This window comes from Kitasatospora sp. NPDC057223 (genome assembly GCF_042669755.1).
Taxonomy (GTDB): Bacteria; Actinomycetota; Actinomycetes; order Streptomycetales; family Streptomycetaceae; genus Kitasatospora.
Genome location: NZ_JBHUWW010000052.1, coordinates 1 through 17,352, shown reverse-complemented (window position 1 = coordinate 17,352; position 17,352 = coordinate 1). Strand labels below are relative to the sequence as shown.

The window sequence follows — 17,352 nt, the reverse complement described above, 5'->3', positions numbered from 1 at the left end:
GCGGTCACTTGGCCGCCTTGGCCAGGGCGGCCACCGTGTCCAGGTGGCGCCAGACCTTCTCGAAGCCGTCGGCGTAGCGCTGGAGCGCCTCGCCCGACTCAGGGTTCAGATGCCGCTTCTGCAGGGTGAGCGAGTCGGCGATGACCGCGGCGGCCACCGGGTGCTCGGTCCTGGGCTCGGTGGCCGCCGCGGTCCACGGGTAGCCCTTGCCGAACCCCTCGCGGGCGTGGAACACCTTCTGCTCCGGCAGCGGCATCAGCTGGTACCGGGACACCGGCACGCCCTCGGCGCGCAGCAGCCGGTGCAGCGCGGCGCGCATGCCAGGGGCCGTGACTCCGTCCAGGCCGGCCGCCGCCGGGTCGAAGCGGAAGCGCAGGATGTGCCAGGCGTGCGACATCTCCGGCGCCACCGTCGGCACCACCAGGCCGGGCAGCCCGGCCAGGCGCTCCAGGAACGCCGCGACGTTGCGCTGGCGCGCGGCGTCGTAGCCGTCGAAGCGGTCCAGCTGGGACAGTGTGAAGCCGGCCTGCACCGCGTTGAGCTTGTGGTTCCAGCCCAGCTGGTAGGAGATGTAGTCGCGGTCCTTGCCGGCCTCGATGACCTCCCCGAACTGCCGGCCCATCCGGATCTTGCGGACCAGCTCGTCGTCGTCGGTGGTGATCAGGCCGCCCTCGCCGCAGGTCGGCAGGTTCTTGGTGACCTGAAGGCTGAACGCCCCGGCGTTGCCCAGTGAGCCGACCGGGCGGCCGCGGTGGGTGGCGCCGTGTGCCTGCGCGGCGTCCTCGAGCACGGCCAGGCCGTGCTTGGCGGCCAGTGCGCCCAGGGCGTCCATGTCGGCCGGGTGGCCGTGCAGGTGGACCGGCAGGATCGCCGCGGTGCGCGGGGTGATCGCGGCGGCCACCGCCGCCGGGTCCAGGCAGAACGTCACCGGGTCGATGTCGGCGAACACCGGGACGGCCATCTGGTGCAGCGGCGCCAGGCCGCTGGCGATGAAGCTGAGCGAGGGCACGATCACCTCGTCGCCGGGGCCGATCCCGAGGGCGGCCAGGGCGAGCGAGAGCGCCGTGGTCCCGTTGGACACCCCGACGCAGTGCGCCACGCCGCAGCGCCGGGCCCACTCCTGTTCGAGGTCGCTGACGGCGGTGGCGCCGTCGGTGTCCGAGACGAGGCGGCCGCTGTCCAGGACGTGCAGCACCGCCGCCCGGTCCTCGTCGGTCACCACCGGCCACGGCTGGCTGCGCAGGTCGCGGGGCACGGCGGGGTCGCCGCCGAGCGCCGCGAGCCGGCCGCCGCGGTTGGCGGCGGTTCCGTCGGCCTTCCGGCCGACGCTGGCCTGGGTCACGCTGGCTCCTCATCAATGGGCGGCGGCGCCGCCGGGTCGTGCCCGGGACGCCGGCCGGTCACAGCTGCCCCCGGGCGTGGTGGAGGCAGTCGACCGCGATCTCATAGCTCTGACGCAGGTCCATGGCGTGCCGCGCCAGATCGGCGGCCACCGCGGCCGGGGTGTCGCGGCCGTGCGCCGAGGTGACCCGCACCCCGGTCCAGGCGTGTGCCACCGCCTCGACCCGCCGCGCGGCCTCGCGCAGGGCCGGGACGTCGTGCTCGGCGCCCCAGCCCCGCAGGAACTCCCCGTGCAGCGCGGCCTGGGCCTGCATGCCCCAGCCGAACGGGTAGGCGTCGCGCAGCACCGAGGCGTCGCCGGCCGCCGCGCCGTCCACCAGGCCCTCGGTGAACGCCCGCACCCCGGCCAGGCCGCCCAGCCCCGCAGGGTCGTGCTCGGCGGCGAACAGGCGCAGGTTGTCGTCGATCGCCGCCGCGAGGAACTCCGCGTCCGGTTTGGGGAAGTCGTCGCCCAGGCGCACCGCGAGCAGCCGGCGGTCGATCACCGAGTCGCTGAAGAAGGCGTCCTGGACGTCGTGCGGGTTGGCCGAGCTCCAGGCGTTCAGGAACGCGGAGATCTCGATCGTCCCGGCGAACGCCGGCGGCTGGGCGTCGGAGACACGGATCAGCCCGCGCTCCTCGTCCAGGCCGGTGACCACGATCAGGTGCGCGGCGTGCACGTCGCCGAACGCGGGACGGAAGGGCAGATGGAAGTTGTCGACGGCGGCGATGACCGGGCGCCCGGCGGCGAGCTCGTCGCGGATCTCGGCGAACGGGTCGTCGGCCGCGGCCGGACGCAGCCAGCGCGACGTCAGCGGATGCGCCGGCGCGATGCTGTGCGCCGGGTCGCCCTCGTGGCGGCAGGGGAAGTAGAACTCCTCCGAGCGGATCGTGCCCGGCTGGAAGAGGAACTCCCAGTGCGCGCCCAGCACCGGCAGCGGATCGTGCCCGGCGTTCAGCAGGACCGTCGCCAGCGTGCTCTGCAGGCAGCTGACCACGTCCCGGTACCACAGCTCGATCGGGCCGCCGAGCATCAACGGCCCGCTGTCCGACACCGTCACGACCCTCCCCCCGTCGACGAGACCTGCAAGCTGACCGCGAACACGTGCACCGCGAGGTTGCGCGGGAAGCCGAGGCCGACCATCGGCGTGCGGCGGGTGACCGGCACCCGCTGCGCCCACATCAGGGCCGACACCTTCGCCTGCACGTGGTGCGGGTAGTGCATGACGGGCGTGCTGAACGCCGGCACGTCGCCGAAGACCGGGTGCGCGCCGGACCAGAAGTCCGAGATCCGCAGTGGCTCGAAGTCCACCGAGCCGTCGGCGAAGTGCACGGCCACGTGGTCCTCGGCGCGACGCTCGGCGGCGGCCAGCAGGTGGATCCAGTCGTAGCGCCCGGCCGGCACCGGCACGAACTGGCCGGCGCAGCGCAGGTTGTCGCCGTCGGCCCCGGGCGGGGCGAAGGCGAAGGGCACGCCGTCGACCTCGACCGTCGAGCCGGGCTCGGGCAGGTGCTCGGCCGGGAAGGAGTTCCCCCAGACGTTGAAGCGTCCGGCGCCGGTCTGCGAGGCCGGTGAGATCGCCCGGCTGTCCAGCTGCGCCTCGATGTCAACCACGGTGAAAGCCAGTGGATGGCGGGCCCGCGCCGCCGCCTGGACGCCGCCGGGAACCGTCGCGTAAAGGATGCTCAATCTGTCCTCCGGCAGGGGTCCGTCCGTCGGCTCCGACGCTAACCGGCAGGCCCCGGCGGGCACGTCCGCGCGACACGTGAAGTCGGCACGCATCACGTTGAGTTGCTGCACGCCGGGGTAATTCCAGCGCTTACCGGAGCGTCGGTACCCCACCTGGCATCATCGGCCCCATGGTGCAATCCTGTGGTTCCGGAGGCATCCCGGACGGCACAATGGGGGCGATCGTCACCTCCAATGTCCTGATCTCACACCCGCGGACCCGAGTCGGACACTCACCCGCAGTGCCGGTGGCATCGGTGATGCCCGGCACCACCGGAACCTCGCGTCCACGGGGGAACGCAGCCCGGGCCGTGCGGCTTTGGACCGAGGTCACCAAGGGCACCAGGGTCATCGAGGGCACCGGGTCCCGCGGTGCCGGGCCGGCGACGGTGTTCGAGCCGGTCGAGTCCGCCCAGGCGGTGGCAGCGTGAAAGGGGCCGCACCCGCCGACCGCGCGGGAAAGTACGCACTGGTGGAGCGGGAACGGCGATTCCTGCTGGCAGTTGCCCCGGAGATGTCGCAGGCACGGGAAGTACGGCGGATCACCGACCGCTACCTGACGGGGACCCGGATGCGTCTGCGTCGGGTGGACCGGCCTGCCCCTGTCCACCCGGAGTTCAAGCTCACCCAGAAGGTGCCCGCCGACCGGCCGGGCCCCGTGCAGGGCACGATCACGAACACCTACCTCTCCGAGGCCGAGTACGCCGTGTTCGCCGTACTGCCCGCCGCCGTGCTGACCAAGACGCGCCTGAGCATCCCGCCCCTGGGCATCGACGTCTTCAACGCACCCCTGCACGGCCTGGTCCTGGCCGAGGCCGAGTTCACCACGGACGAGGACATGTACGCCTTCGAGCCGCCCGGGGACATCGTCGCCGAGGTGACTGACGACCCGCGCTTCACCGGTGGACGACTCGTCCGGGCGCACCGTGCCGACCTGATCTCCTGGCTGGACGACTACGGCATCAAGATCGACCCAGGCCACCGAGAACCGTGATCACAACAGGGCATCCACAGGTCGTGACCACTGCTCCAGCAATCGCGGCAGGACGGCGTGCGCCGCACCACCCGTCCGACATGACGGATGCGGAATGGGCCCCGCCCAGGGACTCGATACCGGCCGTTGCACGGCCCCGGCCGCTCCGATCTCAGATCAATAGGGTTCCCTGCGTGGGTACCACTTCGCGATCTCCCGCAGCTTTGCCAGCGCCTTCCGCTTACCCGCGAGCCGTCTGTGCTTCGTACGGATCATGCGCACCAGGTGGGCATTGATGCGCATGAGGAAGGAGTGTAGTTCCCACGGCCGGAACCGGCCGTAGTATTTGAGCCAACCAGCCACCACCGGATTGATCCGTCGGGCAAGCTCGCTGAGGGAAAAGCCGCACCGCCGGTGCAGGCTCCAGGAGCGCATCTCCTGCCCGATCCCGGTCAGGGCCTCCCTGCTGATCGCCGGATCGAACGGCGGGAACAATTTCCCGTGCCGGCGCATAGGCACGATGACGCACCTTCTCCACCTTCTTCACCTCCTTTACCGTCTTCACCTTGTTCACCTTGTTCAACCGCGCCGCGTCCCGCCCCAGCGTCCGGGTCAGCTCCCGCACCGTCAGCGGTCCTGACGCGGCCGGCACCGTCTCGAAGACCTGCCGGTAGGCCCCGCACAGCGGATCGGTCCCCAGCCCCGACTGTCAGGGCGGCGGCCGTGGATCGTAGCCCTCCCGCAGCGCCGGGCCTGTCGGCACCGCCCCGGCCACCCCGGCCACGCGAGGGTGACGCTTCGTCATCTACCAGCCTGCAGAAGGCCCTTCGGTTCACATGAGAGCCACCGCCACGCGGGCGATCCGCGCATGCTCCAGCCGGTGCCGGTGCCGGTGCCGGTGCCGGGCCGCCTCCGCCTGCGCCTCGGCCTTCCGCAGCATCTCCGGCCAGGACTCCAGGACCTCCCGGGCCCGCGCCTCCCGGACCTCCGACAACGCGATCGCCGGCGGCCCCCGTACCTCCGCAACCAGACGAACCCTCCGCTGCCCGCCCGCAGCCGGCCACCCCGACACCGCAACCACCCGAAAGGCGCTGATCATCGAGCTGCAGACCGGTTCACCAGCACGGTCTAAATGTCATGAGAGATCGAATCCAACGAAAACTGATCGAATTCATGAAAGGTCAAGGCTAGTCAAGGGCAGACTGATCGGCAATGATGTGGGCACCAGCGCGGCTCCTGAGACGATCCTTCGGCTTAAGTACCTGAAGATCATCAGAAGCCGCGCTCTCTTGCCACCTCGAGCCGAACCCGACCGAAAGCATCCAGCGCCAAACGGGGCACACCACTCAAATTATCAAACGCCGAGGCCCTGACCCGTCGACTGCTCAAGCGAACACGGACGACGTCTGCCGCCACCGAAACCCACGACCCGGAGTGCCAGCATGCCTTTACGAGTCCTGGTCTGCAACGAAACACCGATCATCCAGGACGGCCTGCAAGCGATCCTCGAGGCCGAGCCCGACCTGTCGGTCGTGGGCACTACGGACAGTGGCATCCATGCGATGGTGCTGGAGCGCCGGCTCCGTCCCGACGTCATCCTGACCGGCCCGCATCTCCAGGGCTTATCCGGTCTCGAACTCATACGCCGCCTCGGCACCGAGGCGCTCGAGCCCCAGCCCCGGTTCGTCGTCCTCATCCCGGACGATGAGGACGAACTGCTCGACAACGTCCTGCGCACCGGAGTCAGCGGCCTGTTGTTTCAGTCGGCGGCGCGCGAGGACCTGGTGGCAGCGGTCCGCGCGGCCGGCCGCGACCAGATCACCCTGGCGCCCCCCGTCACGCGGTGGCTCGTCGACTGGTTCCGCCGCCAGGAGCCGGTGGCCGACCGGCTGCTCCAGCCGGCGGTGGAGGAGCTGACCCCGCGCGAGCGTGAGGTGCTGCTGCTCATCGCCCTGGGCATGTCGGCCGAGGAGGTCGCGGCCCACCTGGCCATCGGCATCGCCACGGCCCGCACCCACCTGTACCGGCTGCGCTGCAAGCTCGAAGTACGCGACCGCGCGCAACTCGTCTCCTTCGCCTACCGGTCCGGACTGGTCCAACTGCAACGCGCCTGACCGCCGGCCGACCCGTTCCACCACCGGCCGACCCGTTCCACCACAGCCGAACAGCACCGCCCATACCCGCCATGCACCCGCCGCCCACTCGCCCGACCCGAGGATGGACCTCTGATGGCCACCGAGACCGACCGCCCCGGCCCCCGGATCCTGGCGCTCTGGGGCGCGCCGCGCAGTCGCTCCACCGCGTTCGCCCGCATGATGGCCGAGCGCGGCGACCACACCACTGTCCACGAGCCCTTCTCACACCTGCTCGACTTCGGCGAGGCCGAGGTCGGCGACCGCAAGGTGCACAGCGAGGCCGAGCTCATCGCGGCGCTGCGCGAGCTGGCACAGGACGGACCGGTGTTCTTCAAGGACACGACCGACTTCCACTACCCTGGGCTGCTCGCCGACGAGTCCTTCCTGCGCGAGGCCGCCCACACCTTCATCATCCGCCACCCGGCCGAGGCCATCACCTCGCACCTCGCCCTCAACCCGAACCTGACCCGGGACGAGGTCGGCTTCTCCCGCCTGACCGAGATCTTCGACGCGGTCCGCGCGGCGGTCGGCGCCACCCCGCCGGTCATCGACTCCGACGACCTGCTGGCCCACCCGGAGGAGACCGTCCGCGTCTATTGCGGGCTGGTCGGGATCCCGTTCCTGCCCGAGGCGCTGCACTGGGAGTCCGGCATGCGGGAGGAGTGGCAGCGCACGGCACGCTGGCACGCCTCGACCAGCCAGACCACGGGCTTCGTGTCCCGCGCTTCGGACGAGGCCGCGGCGCCGGAGCCGGGGCGGAGTGGCGGCGGCTCTCCGAAGGCGACGGCCGGTTCGCAGGATCCGAGGGTTGCCGGGTTCGTCGAGTTCCACCTGCCTCACTACCAGCGGCTGCTCGCCGAGCGGATGGTCCTCACATCGCCTGAGTAGGGTCGGGGGCCGGCGCGGTGGCGTGTGACGCTCCGTTTGCAGCCTCCCGCCGTTTCAAGCGAAGTAGGCCGCCCGCGAGGTGACCGTGGTTCGAGGTTCGAGTCCTATTCCGGGAGGCACCCGGCACATCGAGGATTCGAGCAGTGGCGCTTCCTATCGTGGCTGTGCATGGTCCCGCCTGGCGGATGAAAGGCACGTCGGCCGGTCCGCCGCGGAGCTGCGATGCTGTCTCCCGTTTCTCCGGCGGAGGGCTATGTTCGTTCGCGGTGGAAAGCCGCTGGCGTCCATGTCCTCCGCCGTGCGGTGCCGGTGCGGCTGCAGCGCGGATACACAGCTCAGATCACGCTGACCAACGGCCTCCGCTGGCGTGTGACGGGCCCCGAGCCTTGCCGTTTGACGTCCACTCAAGATCCGAGTGAGCCGATGGGTATTCTTCGTCTCGGCTAGGTTGTCGCCGGAACGAGACGAAGGGCAACGTTGTGCACCTTGGCATCGAGCGACTCAGCCAGATCTTGTCGCCGGAGAACGGTGCCGACGAGCGCGTGGACTGGGCGGCTGCCCGGGTGAGCTGGGGTGCTGACTTCCCTGAGGACTATCGGGCCTTCATGGCGGTATTCGGCAGCGGCTCGGTCAGCGACGAGATGGACATCCTTGCCCCCGCGCCGGTTGGTAGCTCCCTGGTCGCGTCGATGGCGGAGGTCACGGCAGACGCGCGCCACGCGTGGGCGATGGAGGGTCGCCTGAGCGACCTGGATGTCGACCCGGACCACATCCTGCCGTGGGGGGTGACGTCCGGTCCCGACCTGTTGTGCTGGCTGACAACAGCTGAGGATCCCGACTGTTGGCCGGTGCTGGTCATCGGCCGTCACACCCGACCGATGTTCATGGTCTATCCGTTCGGCATGACCGAGTTCCTCTCTCGACTACTGGGTGAGGATTCGACGGCCTGGGAGCGATGGCCGCTCAGTATCGGGCGCCCGCTATGGGTGAACCCAGCGGCGAGCTTCGTTCACTGGCAGGTGCAGGAGAGCCGGTGGCAGGCCGGCCTCGACCCGGCCACGGGACAGCCGAGCACGTACCCCGAAGGCTTCTGACCGTCTGGCTACCTCAGGCTTCGTCACCCGTATGACGATCCCCGTGTGGAGGGACGGCCGCCGCGTGGTCCCTGGCCCAGCGGAAGCGATCGCCGCTACGCCTCCTCCAGGACGGGGAGTTCCTCACTGAACGCGGGCTCCCGCCTTTCGGTCAACCAGAAGAGGTAGCCGCGCAGGTAGCATGCAAGTGCGCCGCCGTCCAGGTCCGCCAGGTACTGGCGCAGCGTGTCCTCGTCGTTGTAGCTGTCCTTCCGGTCGGCGATCTCGGCCAGGATCCACTCCCGTACCCCGTCCCGCTCCCGCCACCAGGCCCGCACGAGCTCGGGCGTCCAGTGCTCGTCGCCGTTCCATGCGTAGCCGGCCAGCGGTTCCCCGTACGGGGCCTCAAGGAAGTCGTCGACCTCCCTCGGGCTGCGGGGCTGGCGGTACACGAACTCGCTGTGGTCCTCACTGAAGAGGATGTGCGCGGGAACTGATGCACCGACGCCACAGTCGGTCTCTCCTGCGAAGAACGGCCCGGGCACATTGAGGCGGCTGCGCTGATTCCAGGTCGCCACACCGATGTCGGCGATGAGGTCGCGGGCGGTGGGCAGCGGATTCCAGTAAGCCAGATCGTCCCACGGCCCGTTCTCGGGGAAGGGCTGCCGCAACGGCCCCGTCCACTCCGAGGAGCCCTCGTACGCCTCCTCGACACCGAGCCACCGGCCGAACGCCTCGCAAGACCGGTCCACCACACCGTTCAGCCATCTCCACATGAACGCCGACCCTACCCCCGGACCTGCCGGCGCCAGTGCCCACCGAACGTCAGGCCAGGAGCAACAGGCTGGGACGGTACCTGCGGGCAGTGCTCGCCGGCGCGTGCTGGAGTTCGTCGCGGGTCATGGTGGAGCGTCTCGGGCCGTCCCTGGGTGGACCGTCCGAAGTTCAGCCATGCAACGGGTATGACGCCTGAAAGGCCAGTCGTTCGTCGGCGCCGTCACCGATGCGCCCGAGCAGGTCGTCGAGCACCATGAACTCCTCCCAGGCCGATCGGCCGCTCGCCACGGCAAGCTGTGTCACCACGAGATCTTCCAGCTCTTGGACACGCTTGTTCTTCCAGATCTTGTCGGCCAGGCTCACCAGGAGGTCTTCGACTGTGATGTCGGGTGCGGTCCACGACGCGTGGGTGCCGGCGAAGCGGGCGAGCCGCAGACTGACGCCGCGGGCCAAAAGGAGCGCGCGCCCGGCTTCCTCGTGTGCCGAGCCAGCCGCAGACAGTTCGGTGGGGTACACGGTCTTGCCCACGTCATGCGTGGCTGCCCCGAAGAGTACTGCCTCACGGTCGATGTCCAGCGCCGGGTGGTGTTGACCTGCCCAGTCCACGAGTTGGCGCGCGACGTCGTGCACGGCTCGCAGGTGGGCCGCGAGGCGTGGCGGGGCGTCCAGGCTTTCCAGGAGCTCCGCTGCTCGGACCGGTAGCGGGCAGAGAGGTGGGTCAACGGTGTCGTGGAGGGCTCGCCGAAGGACGTGAGAGGTCGTCACGGCGCCACAGTACTGAACGTGAGCCGGGAGACATCGGTGTGAATGGTCCCGTAATTCCCCAGGACACGGCAGAATCAGGTCAATTCGAACGGTTCGTCACTCCACCTGAACCAAGTGCGACCGTCACTGAAGTGCAGCAGGAGATCCGCGACCGGACCTGATGCGGCCACCAGCGACAAGGTGCTCGCGATCCGGTCGTTAGGAGTCGTCGAACCTCTCCTACTCCTCGGCGTCAAGCAGAGCCACGCAGGGCTCGGGCAGTGGCAGGGGTCAGCGGGCCGACCAGACCGGGCAGTGAGCCCGGTGCACGGTCAGGACGTCGAGGTCTCTGCTTTCGAAGGTCCGGCGGGTGCGTGGCGCCGCGCAGCAATCGGTGTTCGGCATCGCGACCGTGTCCAGCTGTCCGTTCTCATTGAAGATGGTCGTCGGTGGCCTGCTGACCTGGGCGGACGATGTTCGTTGAGAGCGATCTGCCCTCCGTAAATCACTCGGGCTCTGAGCAAGTGCCGTGCAAGGATCTCGCCCATGATGACGAAGCCCACTCTGACTGAACGCCGCTCTCCATGGGTCGTGTTCACCTCCCCGGTCGATCCGTGGCTGGCGTCGGAAACGGCTGCGCTTGTGCAACGGAACGGTCTGGTCCTGCGGCTGGACGGTCGGGAAATGCGGGATCCGGCGTCCGTCTTCCGCACCTTCGCCCGGGAGCTGGCGTTCCTCGGCTACTTCGGCCACAACTGGGACGCGCTCGTGGACTGCCTCCACGACTGGCACGGTCCCGGCCACGGGAACCAGGACCTCGCCATTCTGATCGAGCACGCGGACGACCTGCTGAACTCGGACTTCCTGGGGCTGTTCGTATCGGTTCTCGCCCAGGCGGCCTGGAACTCCAACCTCCGCCTGGATGGCGACGGCGAGCTCGATGCGTGGCGCCGGCGTACAGCCCAGCACTTCGTCTTCCTCCTGGACCACACTGCACCCGTTGCCTTCACGGAGGCGGCAGCCCGCGGCACGGACGTGGCGGTGGAGCTCTCGGACGGCCGCCTGCTCGCCACTCTGACCGACGTTGACTGGCCCGGTGGGGATCCAACGTCAGTGCCTGAAGCCGCCGGATGAGTTCGACGATGTCGTTGCCGGTCGTCCGGCGCGGGTCGCCGTCCAGCTCGGCGCACGGCCTGCGGTGGCCCTGACGCTCCATGAGGGAGAGGTCGCAGCGGTGGGCGGACCAACCAGCTCTTGATCTTGGAAACCGTTCATGTCGCCAGCGTGCCAGGAGGCGTTCCGGCTGCTTCCGCCCGGGCTGCGTTATCACGGTCGCCGTTCGCGTTGGTGGTCTTTGTTGTTTCCCTGCGGGGTGAACCCGGGCGGTTGACCATGTCAGTGCCCGCAGTCTCAGGGGTTCTCCGTGCAAGGAAGGCGCAACGGCCATGAACTGGCTCGACCAGCTTCTCGAGATCATCAAGACCGTCGCTCCGGTCGTCGTGCCGATCCTCGGTGCCTAGTCCGCACTGAACCTGATCAAGTGCCTGGACCAGCTGACTTGGTAGCTCGTTCCGGCCGTGTCCGGCCCGGTACCTCCGTGCCGCGCCTGGCCAGCCCCATTTCCCGCCCCCGCCCCCGTCCCGCTCCCGGCACCCGTCGACGACTTCGTGACCGTGCTGACCTGTGTCACTGAAGTCGGGAAGCACGGCTCGGCTGACGGGGACCGCTCTCTCGTCTAGCCTTCGGGTCATGAGTTTGGACACGGAGTTGTTGGAGCTGGCCGCCCAGGAGGATGTTTCGCAGGTTCTTCTGAGCCGCCTGATCCGGCATTCGGGTGCCCGCCGTCACGTTGCCCTGTTCCGGCGGGATCTGACGCCGGAGTTGATCGAGGAGATCATCGGCCTCGGTTCGGCCCGCACGCTCGCCGCGAACTCGTCCTTGCCGGCCGTGACGAGGGCGTATCTGGCGGGGCATCCTCAGACGGAGGTCAGGGCGGCGCTGGCCGCCAACGCCTCCGACGACCCTCCGGGCATCCTTCTGCGGCTGTCGCGGGATCCCGAGCCCTCCGTGCGTTCGTTCCTGGCGATGAACGACCGGCTGGATCCCGTGATCCGCGCCGGGCTGGCCACTGATCCGGACCCTGGCGTTCGCGGCTCTCTGGTCCAGCACTGGGGTGACGCGCCAGAGCCGGTGCGGCGGACGTTGCTCACCGACCCGGATCCGGAGGTCCGAGGGGCAGCTGTCCATGCCTACGTGCCCCCGTCGGATCTACTGCCGTCACTACTGGCCGACAGTGCCACCCGCGCCGGCGCGATACGGTTCGCGGAGCCGACGCCAGACATGGCCGCAGACCCGGATGCAGGCGTCCGCCAGGCCCTGGCTGGCATCCCGCTCTGCCGACGACCTTGCGCGACCTGCTGGCTGCGGACGCGGACGTGCTCGTCCGTAGCACCGTTGCCGCCCGCCCCGACACTCCGCCTGTCCTGCGGGAAGCCCTGGAAGCCACGCTTCGGAGCGATGACCCCGCCGAGCAGTGGCTTCTCGGCTTCGGCCGTCACCACTGCCCGCCCGCCGCCGAGCGGCCTGCTCCGGCAGCGCGCTCGAGCGAGCAGGCGGAAGACCTCCTGGCCCGGGCCGGCCTGTAGGCATCACCAGTGGCCCCTTCGCCCGCGATGACCACCGCCCGACCGAGGAGTCGGGTGACGCGGTCGCCGGCGGCTACCGACCTCCACTGCCGCCCGGTCACCTCTTGATCCTGGCCCTCCTGTCGACAGGCCCGCTCGCGGGACGTGGACCAGCAGCTCGGCCTGCGCCGAGAGGTACTCCCGAACGCCCGTCGCGGGACCCTCGGGCGCCACGGACTTCGGGTCCACCACGGGGACGGCGGCAGTACTTCTTCGCAAGGTCCGCGAGCAGACGCACGGCAAGAGCCCGCGTCCGACGGCACGCCTCCACGCTCTCCGGACTGGTCCGGTAACCGGTTCGGTGCACGGCTCCACGATGGGTTCCCGCGTTCATCCGCAGGTGATGCGGGCCTGACGGGTCTGCACGGCTCCGGGAGAGATGCGCGCGCGCACGCGTTCGAGAGCGGCCCACACGGACCGGCCAGGTGTCGAAATCGTAGGTATCGGGCGAATCGAGCGTGACGAGAAGGTCTCGCCGTGGAACGAGGACCGTAGCCGTTGTGACATCGCTTCAATTCCTCGGCACAGGCGTCAAGCCGCGCCGGCCGGTCCGGTGCGGGGGAGGAGCGGCCCTGCCGGGATGCCCTTGCGGAAAGGATGTCAGAGGGCCGTGCGGTCGGGTTGGCGCTGCGTGGACACCTTCTTGGCGTTGTGTCCACCGGTCCGCCACCTCCGTGCCAGGTGCGGGCCGCGTCCGATCACCGTGCATCCCTGCCCGGGGGTGCACGGTGATGCTAGGGGAGAACGTCGACGTCTTCGATGCCGCGCGGGGTTGCGCCGGCCGGCAGTGTCACCCCAGGGCGGCGGCTTTGCGCAGCAGTACGGCATGTTCGCGGGAGTTGCGGCACAGGCGGGTGGAGAGTTCCAGTTCGGTCCGTGCCTCGTCGGGGCCGGGCGGACCGTCGACGGCCGCGGCTGTCACCGCCGGCCGGTCCGCTCGCGCCAGGCCCGCTCCTTGACGATCCACTCGTTGTCCTGCGGGAACTCCTCGATCCCGGGGACGCGTCGGACCTCGCACTTCGAGCCGGCGATCGCCGGGGCGCGCTTGGCCCACTCCACGGCCTCCTCCTTCGAGGCGACGTCGATCAGGTAGAAGCCGCCGAACAGCTCCTTCGTCTCGCCGTAGGGGCCGTCGGTGACGACCGGTGCCTCACCGCCGAAATCGACGACCACGCTCTGGGACGGGTCGTCCAGACCCTCCGCGGCCACGAGCACGCCCGCCCGGATCATCTCCTCGTTGAACCGGCCCACCGTCTCCAGCATCTCCTCGAACGGCGTCGACATCATCTTCGCCATCGACTCGTCCGAACCCCGCATGATCAACATGTACTTCGCCATCACTTGCCTCCTGAGCTATTGCGCCGGCCGTGCGCCGGCCCTTCCGCCTCAAGGTCGAACGAGCCGGCCGCGGATCGACAGCCGCTCGGACGAATCTTCCGTCCTCGTCGGACTCTCTGCCCGGCGCGGACGCCCTGGCACGTCCTGGGACGTCCCGCGATCGTGCAGGGGACGGGATCCCTTGACGCACGAGACCCCGTGGGACCGCCCCCGGGCCTCGTTGCCTGATCGTGATCCGGGATCGCGGGCCGCGTGTCGATTCCGCCGGCCGCCGTTCGGCCTTGGAGAGAACGCACCGATAGCGGTGCCGAACCCCGAGCCCATGGAGCCTGAGATGACCACCGCAACCTCAACCGCAACCGCCCCCGCCGCGCGCGTACCGTTCCTCGCGTTGCTGCGCACCAACCTGCTCGCCCTGATCCTTGCCGCCGCGGCGACCGAGTCGTTCGCCGCGCTCGTCCGGGCCGCGGGCGTGCACCTGGCGGTGGGCGACCCCGGTGGCGAGCCCTCCAGCGTCGTTCCGCTCCACCCCGGAGCGTTCGCCATCTCCCTCGCGATGGTCACCGTCCTCGGCGTCGGCCTCACCGCGGTGATCAACCGCTGCTCGTCCCGCCCGGTTCGCGTCTACACCGTTGTGACGAGCGTGCTCGTGCTGGCGTCCCTGGCCGCTCCGCTGACGGCCGCGGCCACCTCCACGGCGACCAAGGTGACACTCGTCGTCGCTCACCTCGTCGCGGCCGCCGTCATCGTCCCGCTGGTCGGCCGCCGCCTTGGGGACGCCCGCTAGTGTGCCGATGATTCCGCCACCGGTACCGCTTGGCCGGGGTCTGTCGCAAGCGGTGTGCCGCAGCGGTGCGCTCACGCTGCGGTCAGGTGTCGGCCCGGGTACACGGACGGTACGTGCGGCGGCCGGCCGGTGCCGCGATCGGCGGAGCGCGGGTGGCGATCGAGTTGACGGCGCGTCGGTTCCGATGGGAGAACCAGACCTGCCCCGCGGTCACGTTCGTGGAGCAGGCGGACGGGTTGACGACGCCACATGCCCGTCGCACCCCGCTGCTGCGGCGGATGCCGACCTCGATCGCACTGTCGGTGGCGGCCAGGCCCGGAGTCCGCCCTGCTGCCGTACTGGGAATCGACGTCGCGAAGGACACCCCTGCTCCGCCTCGCGCGCGCTCCGCCCGAGGCCGCCGCACCCCGTGTGCGGGGGCTCGGCGTGGGTGACTTCGCACTGCTCGAGGGACACCGACTTCGGTCCGGTCCGGCTGCCGCCGCCGTGAGGAGAGCGGACGGCGCCGGAATCAGGCTTCTGCCTGGAGCCGCAGTCCTGCCAGGGTCAGCTCCAGCGCGGCGAGGAACTGCTCCCTGTCGTCATGCCCGTCGAACTCGTCGACGATGTCGTGCACGAACGGGAACTCCTCGGCGTCGAGGGCACGCCACGTCTCGGCGTAGCGGCCGAGGAAGGTGTCGCGGTCCACGGTGCCGTCGATCACCTCCTGGGGTGGCTCCTGCCCCATGTCGGCGGTGTTGCCGACCACGACGCTCACGATCGCCGACACGGCGTGGAACCGCTGTCGTGGTGTGAGGTCGAGCCGGAGCGTCTGCTGCCCTAGCTCCTCGTAGAGGCGCAGCGTGTTGCCCTGGATGTCGATGTTGCGCATGAACTGCGCGCCCAGCCACGGCCGGTCCACGACGGCGTCGAAGAGCGCGACGGCCATCACGCGCAGGTCGTCGATCGGGTCGATGCCGCCCGTCTGCCCCTCGACGGTGGCCAGCACTCCCGCGAGCACGTGGTCGACGGCCCGGTCGATCAGGTCGTCCTTGCCCGAGACGTACCAGTAGATGCTGCCGACGCCGGTGCCGAGCCGGGTCGCCAGGGCGCGGAGGGTCAGTGCCGGTGCGCCCGCCTCGTCGAGCAGGGCCACGGCCGCGGTGAGGACGGCCTCCAGGGAGTGCGAAGCGCGTCGGCGTTCCCGGGTGGGACGGTCGGCGGGCCGTGGTCGCGGGCGTGTCATGGGTCCCATCAAATCACAGAGCTTGCCCCGTTATCGAACCTCGTTCTATAGTAGAACGTCGTTCGATAGTCGGCGACGTACCGAGAGGAGGAACGCCATGACCGTGAGCACCGCCGCGCCCACCGCATCGCGCACCTACCCGTCCCTGCGCGCGGCCTGGATCCCCATGGCCGCCCTCTGCCTGGCCTTCTTCGTCGAGATGGTCGACAACACGCTGCTGTCGATCGCGCTGCCCACGATCGGGCGGGACCTCGGCAGTGGCACGACCGCGCTGCAGTGGGTCACCGGCGCGTACTCGCTGACGTTCGGCGGCCTGCTGCTGACGGCGGGATCGATGGCCGACCGGCTCGGGCGCCGGCGCGTCCTGCTGGTCGGCCTCGCCGCGTTCGGCCTGCTGAGCCTCGGCGTCGTCGCGGTCAGCACCGCAGGGGGGCTCATCACCCTGCGGGCCGGCCTCGGCATCGCTGCCGCGGCGATGGCGCCCATCACCAACTCGCTGGTCTTCCGGCTGTTCGACGACCAGGCACTGCGCATGCGCGCGATGACCTTGATGATCGTCGTCGGCATGTCCGGCTTCGTCCTCGGCCCGCTGCTGGGCGGCACCGCGCTCGCCCACGTGCAGTGGCAGTGGCTCCTGATCGTCAACGCCCCGATCGCCCTGATCGCGGCCATCGGCGTCCGTCTCGGCGTCCCTGCCGACCGGCCGGAGGACCTGACCCGCGACAAGCTCGACCTGCCGGGCGCCGTGCTCAGCGTCGCCACCATCGGCCTCGCCTGCTACTCGCTGACCAGCGGCGTCGAGCACGGCTGGCTTTCCGCGATCACCCTCGCCTCCGTCGCCGGCGCCGTTGCCGCGGGCTTCGCGTTCATACGCCACGAGCGCCGCAGCGCATCGCCCATGCTGGACCTTCGCCTCTTCTCCAACGGCACCGTCCGAGGCGCCGCCGTCGCGCAGATCGGGACGTCCATCGCGATGGCCGCCGTGATGTTCGGGCTGATCCTGCACTTCCAGTACGCCTACGGGTGGAGCCCGGTGCGGGCCGGCCTCGCGAACCTCCCGATCATCGTGACCATGATCGCCGCAACCCCCCTGTCCGAGTGGCTCGCGAAGACCTTCGGCCACCGCATCGCCTGCCTGGTCGGCGCGGCCTGCCTGGCGGGCTCGCTGGCCGGCCTCGCCTGGGGCGTCGACCACGGGTACGCCGCCATCGCCGTCTGCATGGTCGTGATGACCATCGGGCTGCGCACCGTCATGACGATCTGCGCGATCGCGCTCGTCGAGGCGATGCCGGGCAACCGCACCTCGATCGGCACGGCACTCAACGACACCGCCCAGGAGGTCGGAAGCAGCGTCGGTACCGCCGTGGTCGGCACCCTGATCGCCGCGCTGGTCACCACCCAGCTGCCGGTCGGCACCTGGAGCGGCGAACTCGTGGCGTCGTTCTTCCACGGCGAGCGCATCACCTACGCCGTGTTGGCCCTGGTCGTCGGCCTGGTCACAGCGGGCGGCGCCCTCTCGCTCACCGACTCCCACGCCACCGAGGAGGCGGCCTGAGCGGATCCGACCGGACGTCGTCGCCGCTGCACCGGACCACCGTGATCCGCACGGGGTCCGGTGC

General features: G+C 70.0%; 19 protein-coding genes. 9 read left to right on the top strand and 10 right to left on the bottom strand.

The genetic code is table 11. From position 1 onward, the window contains the following. Window positions 1-4: 4 nt before the first annotated feature. From ACFUK0_RS19685 to ACFUK0_RS19675, 3 genes are read right to left on the bottom strand one after another with little or no spacing between them, the layout of a single operon-like run. Complete coding sequence (locus ACFUK0_RS19685; protein ID WP_380251842.1) at window positions 5-1,342, bottom strand: DegT/DnrJ/EryC1/StrS family aminotransferase; 1,338 nt, start codon at window positions 1,340-1,342, stop codon at window positions 5-7. A 58-nt stretch (window positions 1,343-1,400) separates the two neighbouring features. Next, on the bottom strand, window positions 1,401-2,441 hold the full coding sequence (locus tag ACFUK0_RS19680; protein WP_380251840.1) for a BtrH N-terminal domain-containing protein: 1,041 nt from the start codon (window positions 2,439-2,441) through the stop codon (window positions 1,401-1,403). Then, window positions 2,438-3,070: a hypothetical protein gene (locus ACFUK0_RS19675; protein ID WP_380251838.1), complete on the bottom strand. Its 633-nt coding sequence runs from the start codon at window positions 3,068-3,070 to the stop codon at window positions 2,438-2,440. Before ACFUK0_RS19675 ends, ACFUK0_RS19680 begins: the two co-directional genes overlap by 4 nt. Window positions 3,071-3,536: 466 nt before the next feature. Here ACFUK0_RS19675 and ACFUK0_RS19670 point away from each other — a divergent pair, with 466 nt between their 5' ends. Beyond that, complete coding sequence (locus ACFUK0_RS19670; RefSeq protein WP_380251836.1) at window positions 3,537-4,103, top strand: hypothetical protein; 567 nt, start codon at window positions 3,537-3,539, stop codon at window positions 4,101-4,103. A gap of 156 nt (window positions 4,104-4,259) precedes the next feature. On the opposite strand, the gene ACFUK0_RS19665 is transcribed toward ACFUK0_RS19670, so the two are convergent. After that, the gene (locus tag ACFUK0_RS19665; RefSeq protein ID WP_380251894.1) at window positions 4,260-4,595 is read right to left on the bottom strand and encodes a group II intron maturase-specific domain-containing protein; all 336 of its coding nucleotides are present in this window, start codon (window positions 4,593-4,595) and stop codon (window positions 4,260-4,262) included. Window positions 4,596-4,914: 319 nt separating this feature from the next. Continuing rightward, a complete protein-coding gene (locus tag ACFUK0_RS19660) occupies window positions 4,915-5,076 on the bottom strand; it encodes a hypothetical protein (protein WP_380251834.1) in 162 nt (53 codons plus the stop codon). Window positions 5,077-5,524: 448 nt separating this feature from the next. Between ACFUK0_RS19660 and ACFUK0_RS19655 the strand changes: the two genes are divergently transcribed. The 3 genes from ACFUK0_RS19655 to ACFUK0_RS19645 all read left to right on the top strand — a co-directional run bounded on the left by ACFUK0_RS19655 (window position 5,525) and on the right by ACFUK0_RS19645 (window position 8,199). After that, entirely contained in the window at window positions 5,525-6,196 is a 672-nt protein-coding gene (locus ACFUK0_RS19655) for a LuxR C-terminal-related transcriptional regulator (RefSeq protein ID WP_380251832.1), read from the top strand. 114 nt (window positions 6,197-6,310) lie between these two features. Next, window positions 6,311-7,105, top strand: coding sequence for a sulfotransferase family protein (locus ACFUK0_RS19650; protein ID WP_380251830.1), 795 nt, complete (start codon window positions 6,311-6,313; stop codon window positions 7,103-7,105). Window positions 7,106-7,584: 479 nt separating this feature from the next. Continuing rightward, the gene (locus ACFUK0_RS19645) at window positions 7,585-8,199 is read left to right on the top strand and encodes an SMI1/KNR4 family protein (protein WP_380251828.1); all 615 of its coding nucleotides are present in this window, start codon (window positions 7,585-7,587) and stop codon (window positions 8,197-8,199) included. A 95-nt stretch (window positions 8,200-8,294) separates the two neighbouring features. Here ACFUK0_RS19645 and ACFUK0_RS19640 read toward each other — a convergent pair whose 3' ends face one another. Together ACFUK0_RS19640 and ACFUK0_RS19635 are read right to left on the bottom strand one after the other, a co-directional pair. Then, window positions 8,295-8,954, bottom strand: a complete 660-nt coding sequence (locus ACFUK0_RS19640; RefSeq protein ID WP_380251826.1) for a ferredoxin — start codon at window positions 8,952-8,954, stop codon at window positions 8,295-8,297. Between the two features lie 169 nt (window positions 8,955-9,123). Beyond that, window positions 9,124-9,720 (bottom strand): HD domain-containing protein, encoded by a 597-nt coding sequence (locus tag ACFUK0_RS19635; protein WP_380251824.1) that lies wholly within the window; start codon window positions 9,718-9,720, stop codon window positions 9,124-9,126. A 525-nt stretch (window positions 9,721-10,245) separates the two neighbouring features. On the opposite strand from ACFUK0_RS19635, the gene ACFUK0_RS19630 reads away from it, so the two are divergent. After that, window positions 10,246-10,833: a barstar family protein gene (locus tag ACFUK0_RS19630; RefSeq protein ID WP_380251822.1), complete on the top strand. Its 588-nt coding sequence runs from the start codon at window positions 10,246-10,248 to the stop codon at window positions 10,831-10,833. 615 nt (window positions 10,834-11,448) lie between these two features. Further along, window positions 11,449-12,375, top strand: a complete 927-nt coding sequence (locus ACFUK0_RS19625; protein ID WP_380251820.1) for a hypothetical protein — start codon at window positions 11,449-11,451, stop codon at window positions 12,373-12,375. Window positions 12,376-13,173: 798 nt separating this feature from the next. Here ACFUK0_RS19625 and ACFUK0_RS19620 read toward each other — a convergent pair. Next, window positions 13,174-13,305 (bottom strand): hypothetical protein, encoded by a 132-nt coding sequence (locus ACFUK0_RS19620; RefSeq protein WP_380251818.1) that lies wholly within the window; start codon window positions 13,303-13,305, stop codon window positions 13,174-13,176. After that, a complete protein-coding gene (locus tag ACFUK0_RS19615; protein WP_380251816.1) occupies window positions 13,302-13,721 on the bottom strand; it encodes a YciI family protein in 420 nt (139 codons plus the stop codon). Before ACFUK0_RS19615 ends, ACFUK0_RS19620 begins: the two co-directional genes overlap by 4 nt. Window positions 13,722-14,055: 334 nt before the next feature. Here ACFUK0_RS19615 and ACFUK0_RS19610 point away from each other — a divergent pair, with 334 nt between their 5' ends. Continuing rightward, window positions 14,056-14,508 carry a DUF6069 family protein gene (locus tag ACFUK0_RS19610; protein ID WP_380251814.1) on the top strand — a complete coding sequence of 151 codons (453 nt, stop codon included), beginning with the start codon at window positions 14,056-14,058 and terminating at the stop codon, window positions 14,506-14,508. A gap of 65 nt (window positions 14,509-14,573) precedes the next feature. Next, entirely contained in the window at window positions 14,574-14,942 is a 369-nt protein-coding gene (locus tag ACFUK0_RS19605) for a transposase family protein (RefSeq protein WP_380251812.1), read from the top strand. 77 nt (window positions 14,943-15,019) lie between these two features. Here ACFUK0_RS19605 and ACFUK0_RS19600 read toward each other — a convergent pair whose 3' ends face one another. Next, window positions 15,020-15,667 carry a TetR/AcrR family transcriptional regulator gene (locus ACFUK0_RS19600; protein WP_380251892.1) on the bottom strand — a complete coding sequence of 216 codons (648 nt, stop codon included), beginning with the start codon at window positions 15,665-15,667 and terminating at the stop codon, window positions 15,020-15,022. Window positions 15,668-15,830: 163 nt separating this feature from the next. Here ACFUK0_RS19600 and ACFUK0_RS19595 point away from each other — a divergent pair, with 163 nt between their 5' ends. Beyond that, the gene (locus ACFUK0_RS19595) at window positions 15,831-17,288 is read left to right on the top strand and encodes an MFS transporter (protein ID WP_380251810.1); all 1,458 of its coding nucleotides are present in this window, start codon (window positions 15,831-15,833) and stop codon (window positions 17,286-17,288) included. The last annotated feature ends 64 nt before the right edge of the window (window positions 17,289-17,352 follow it).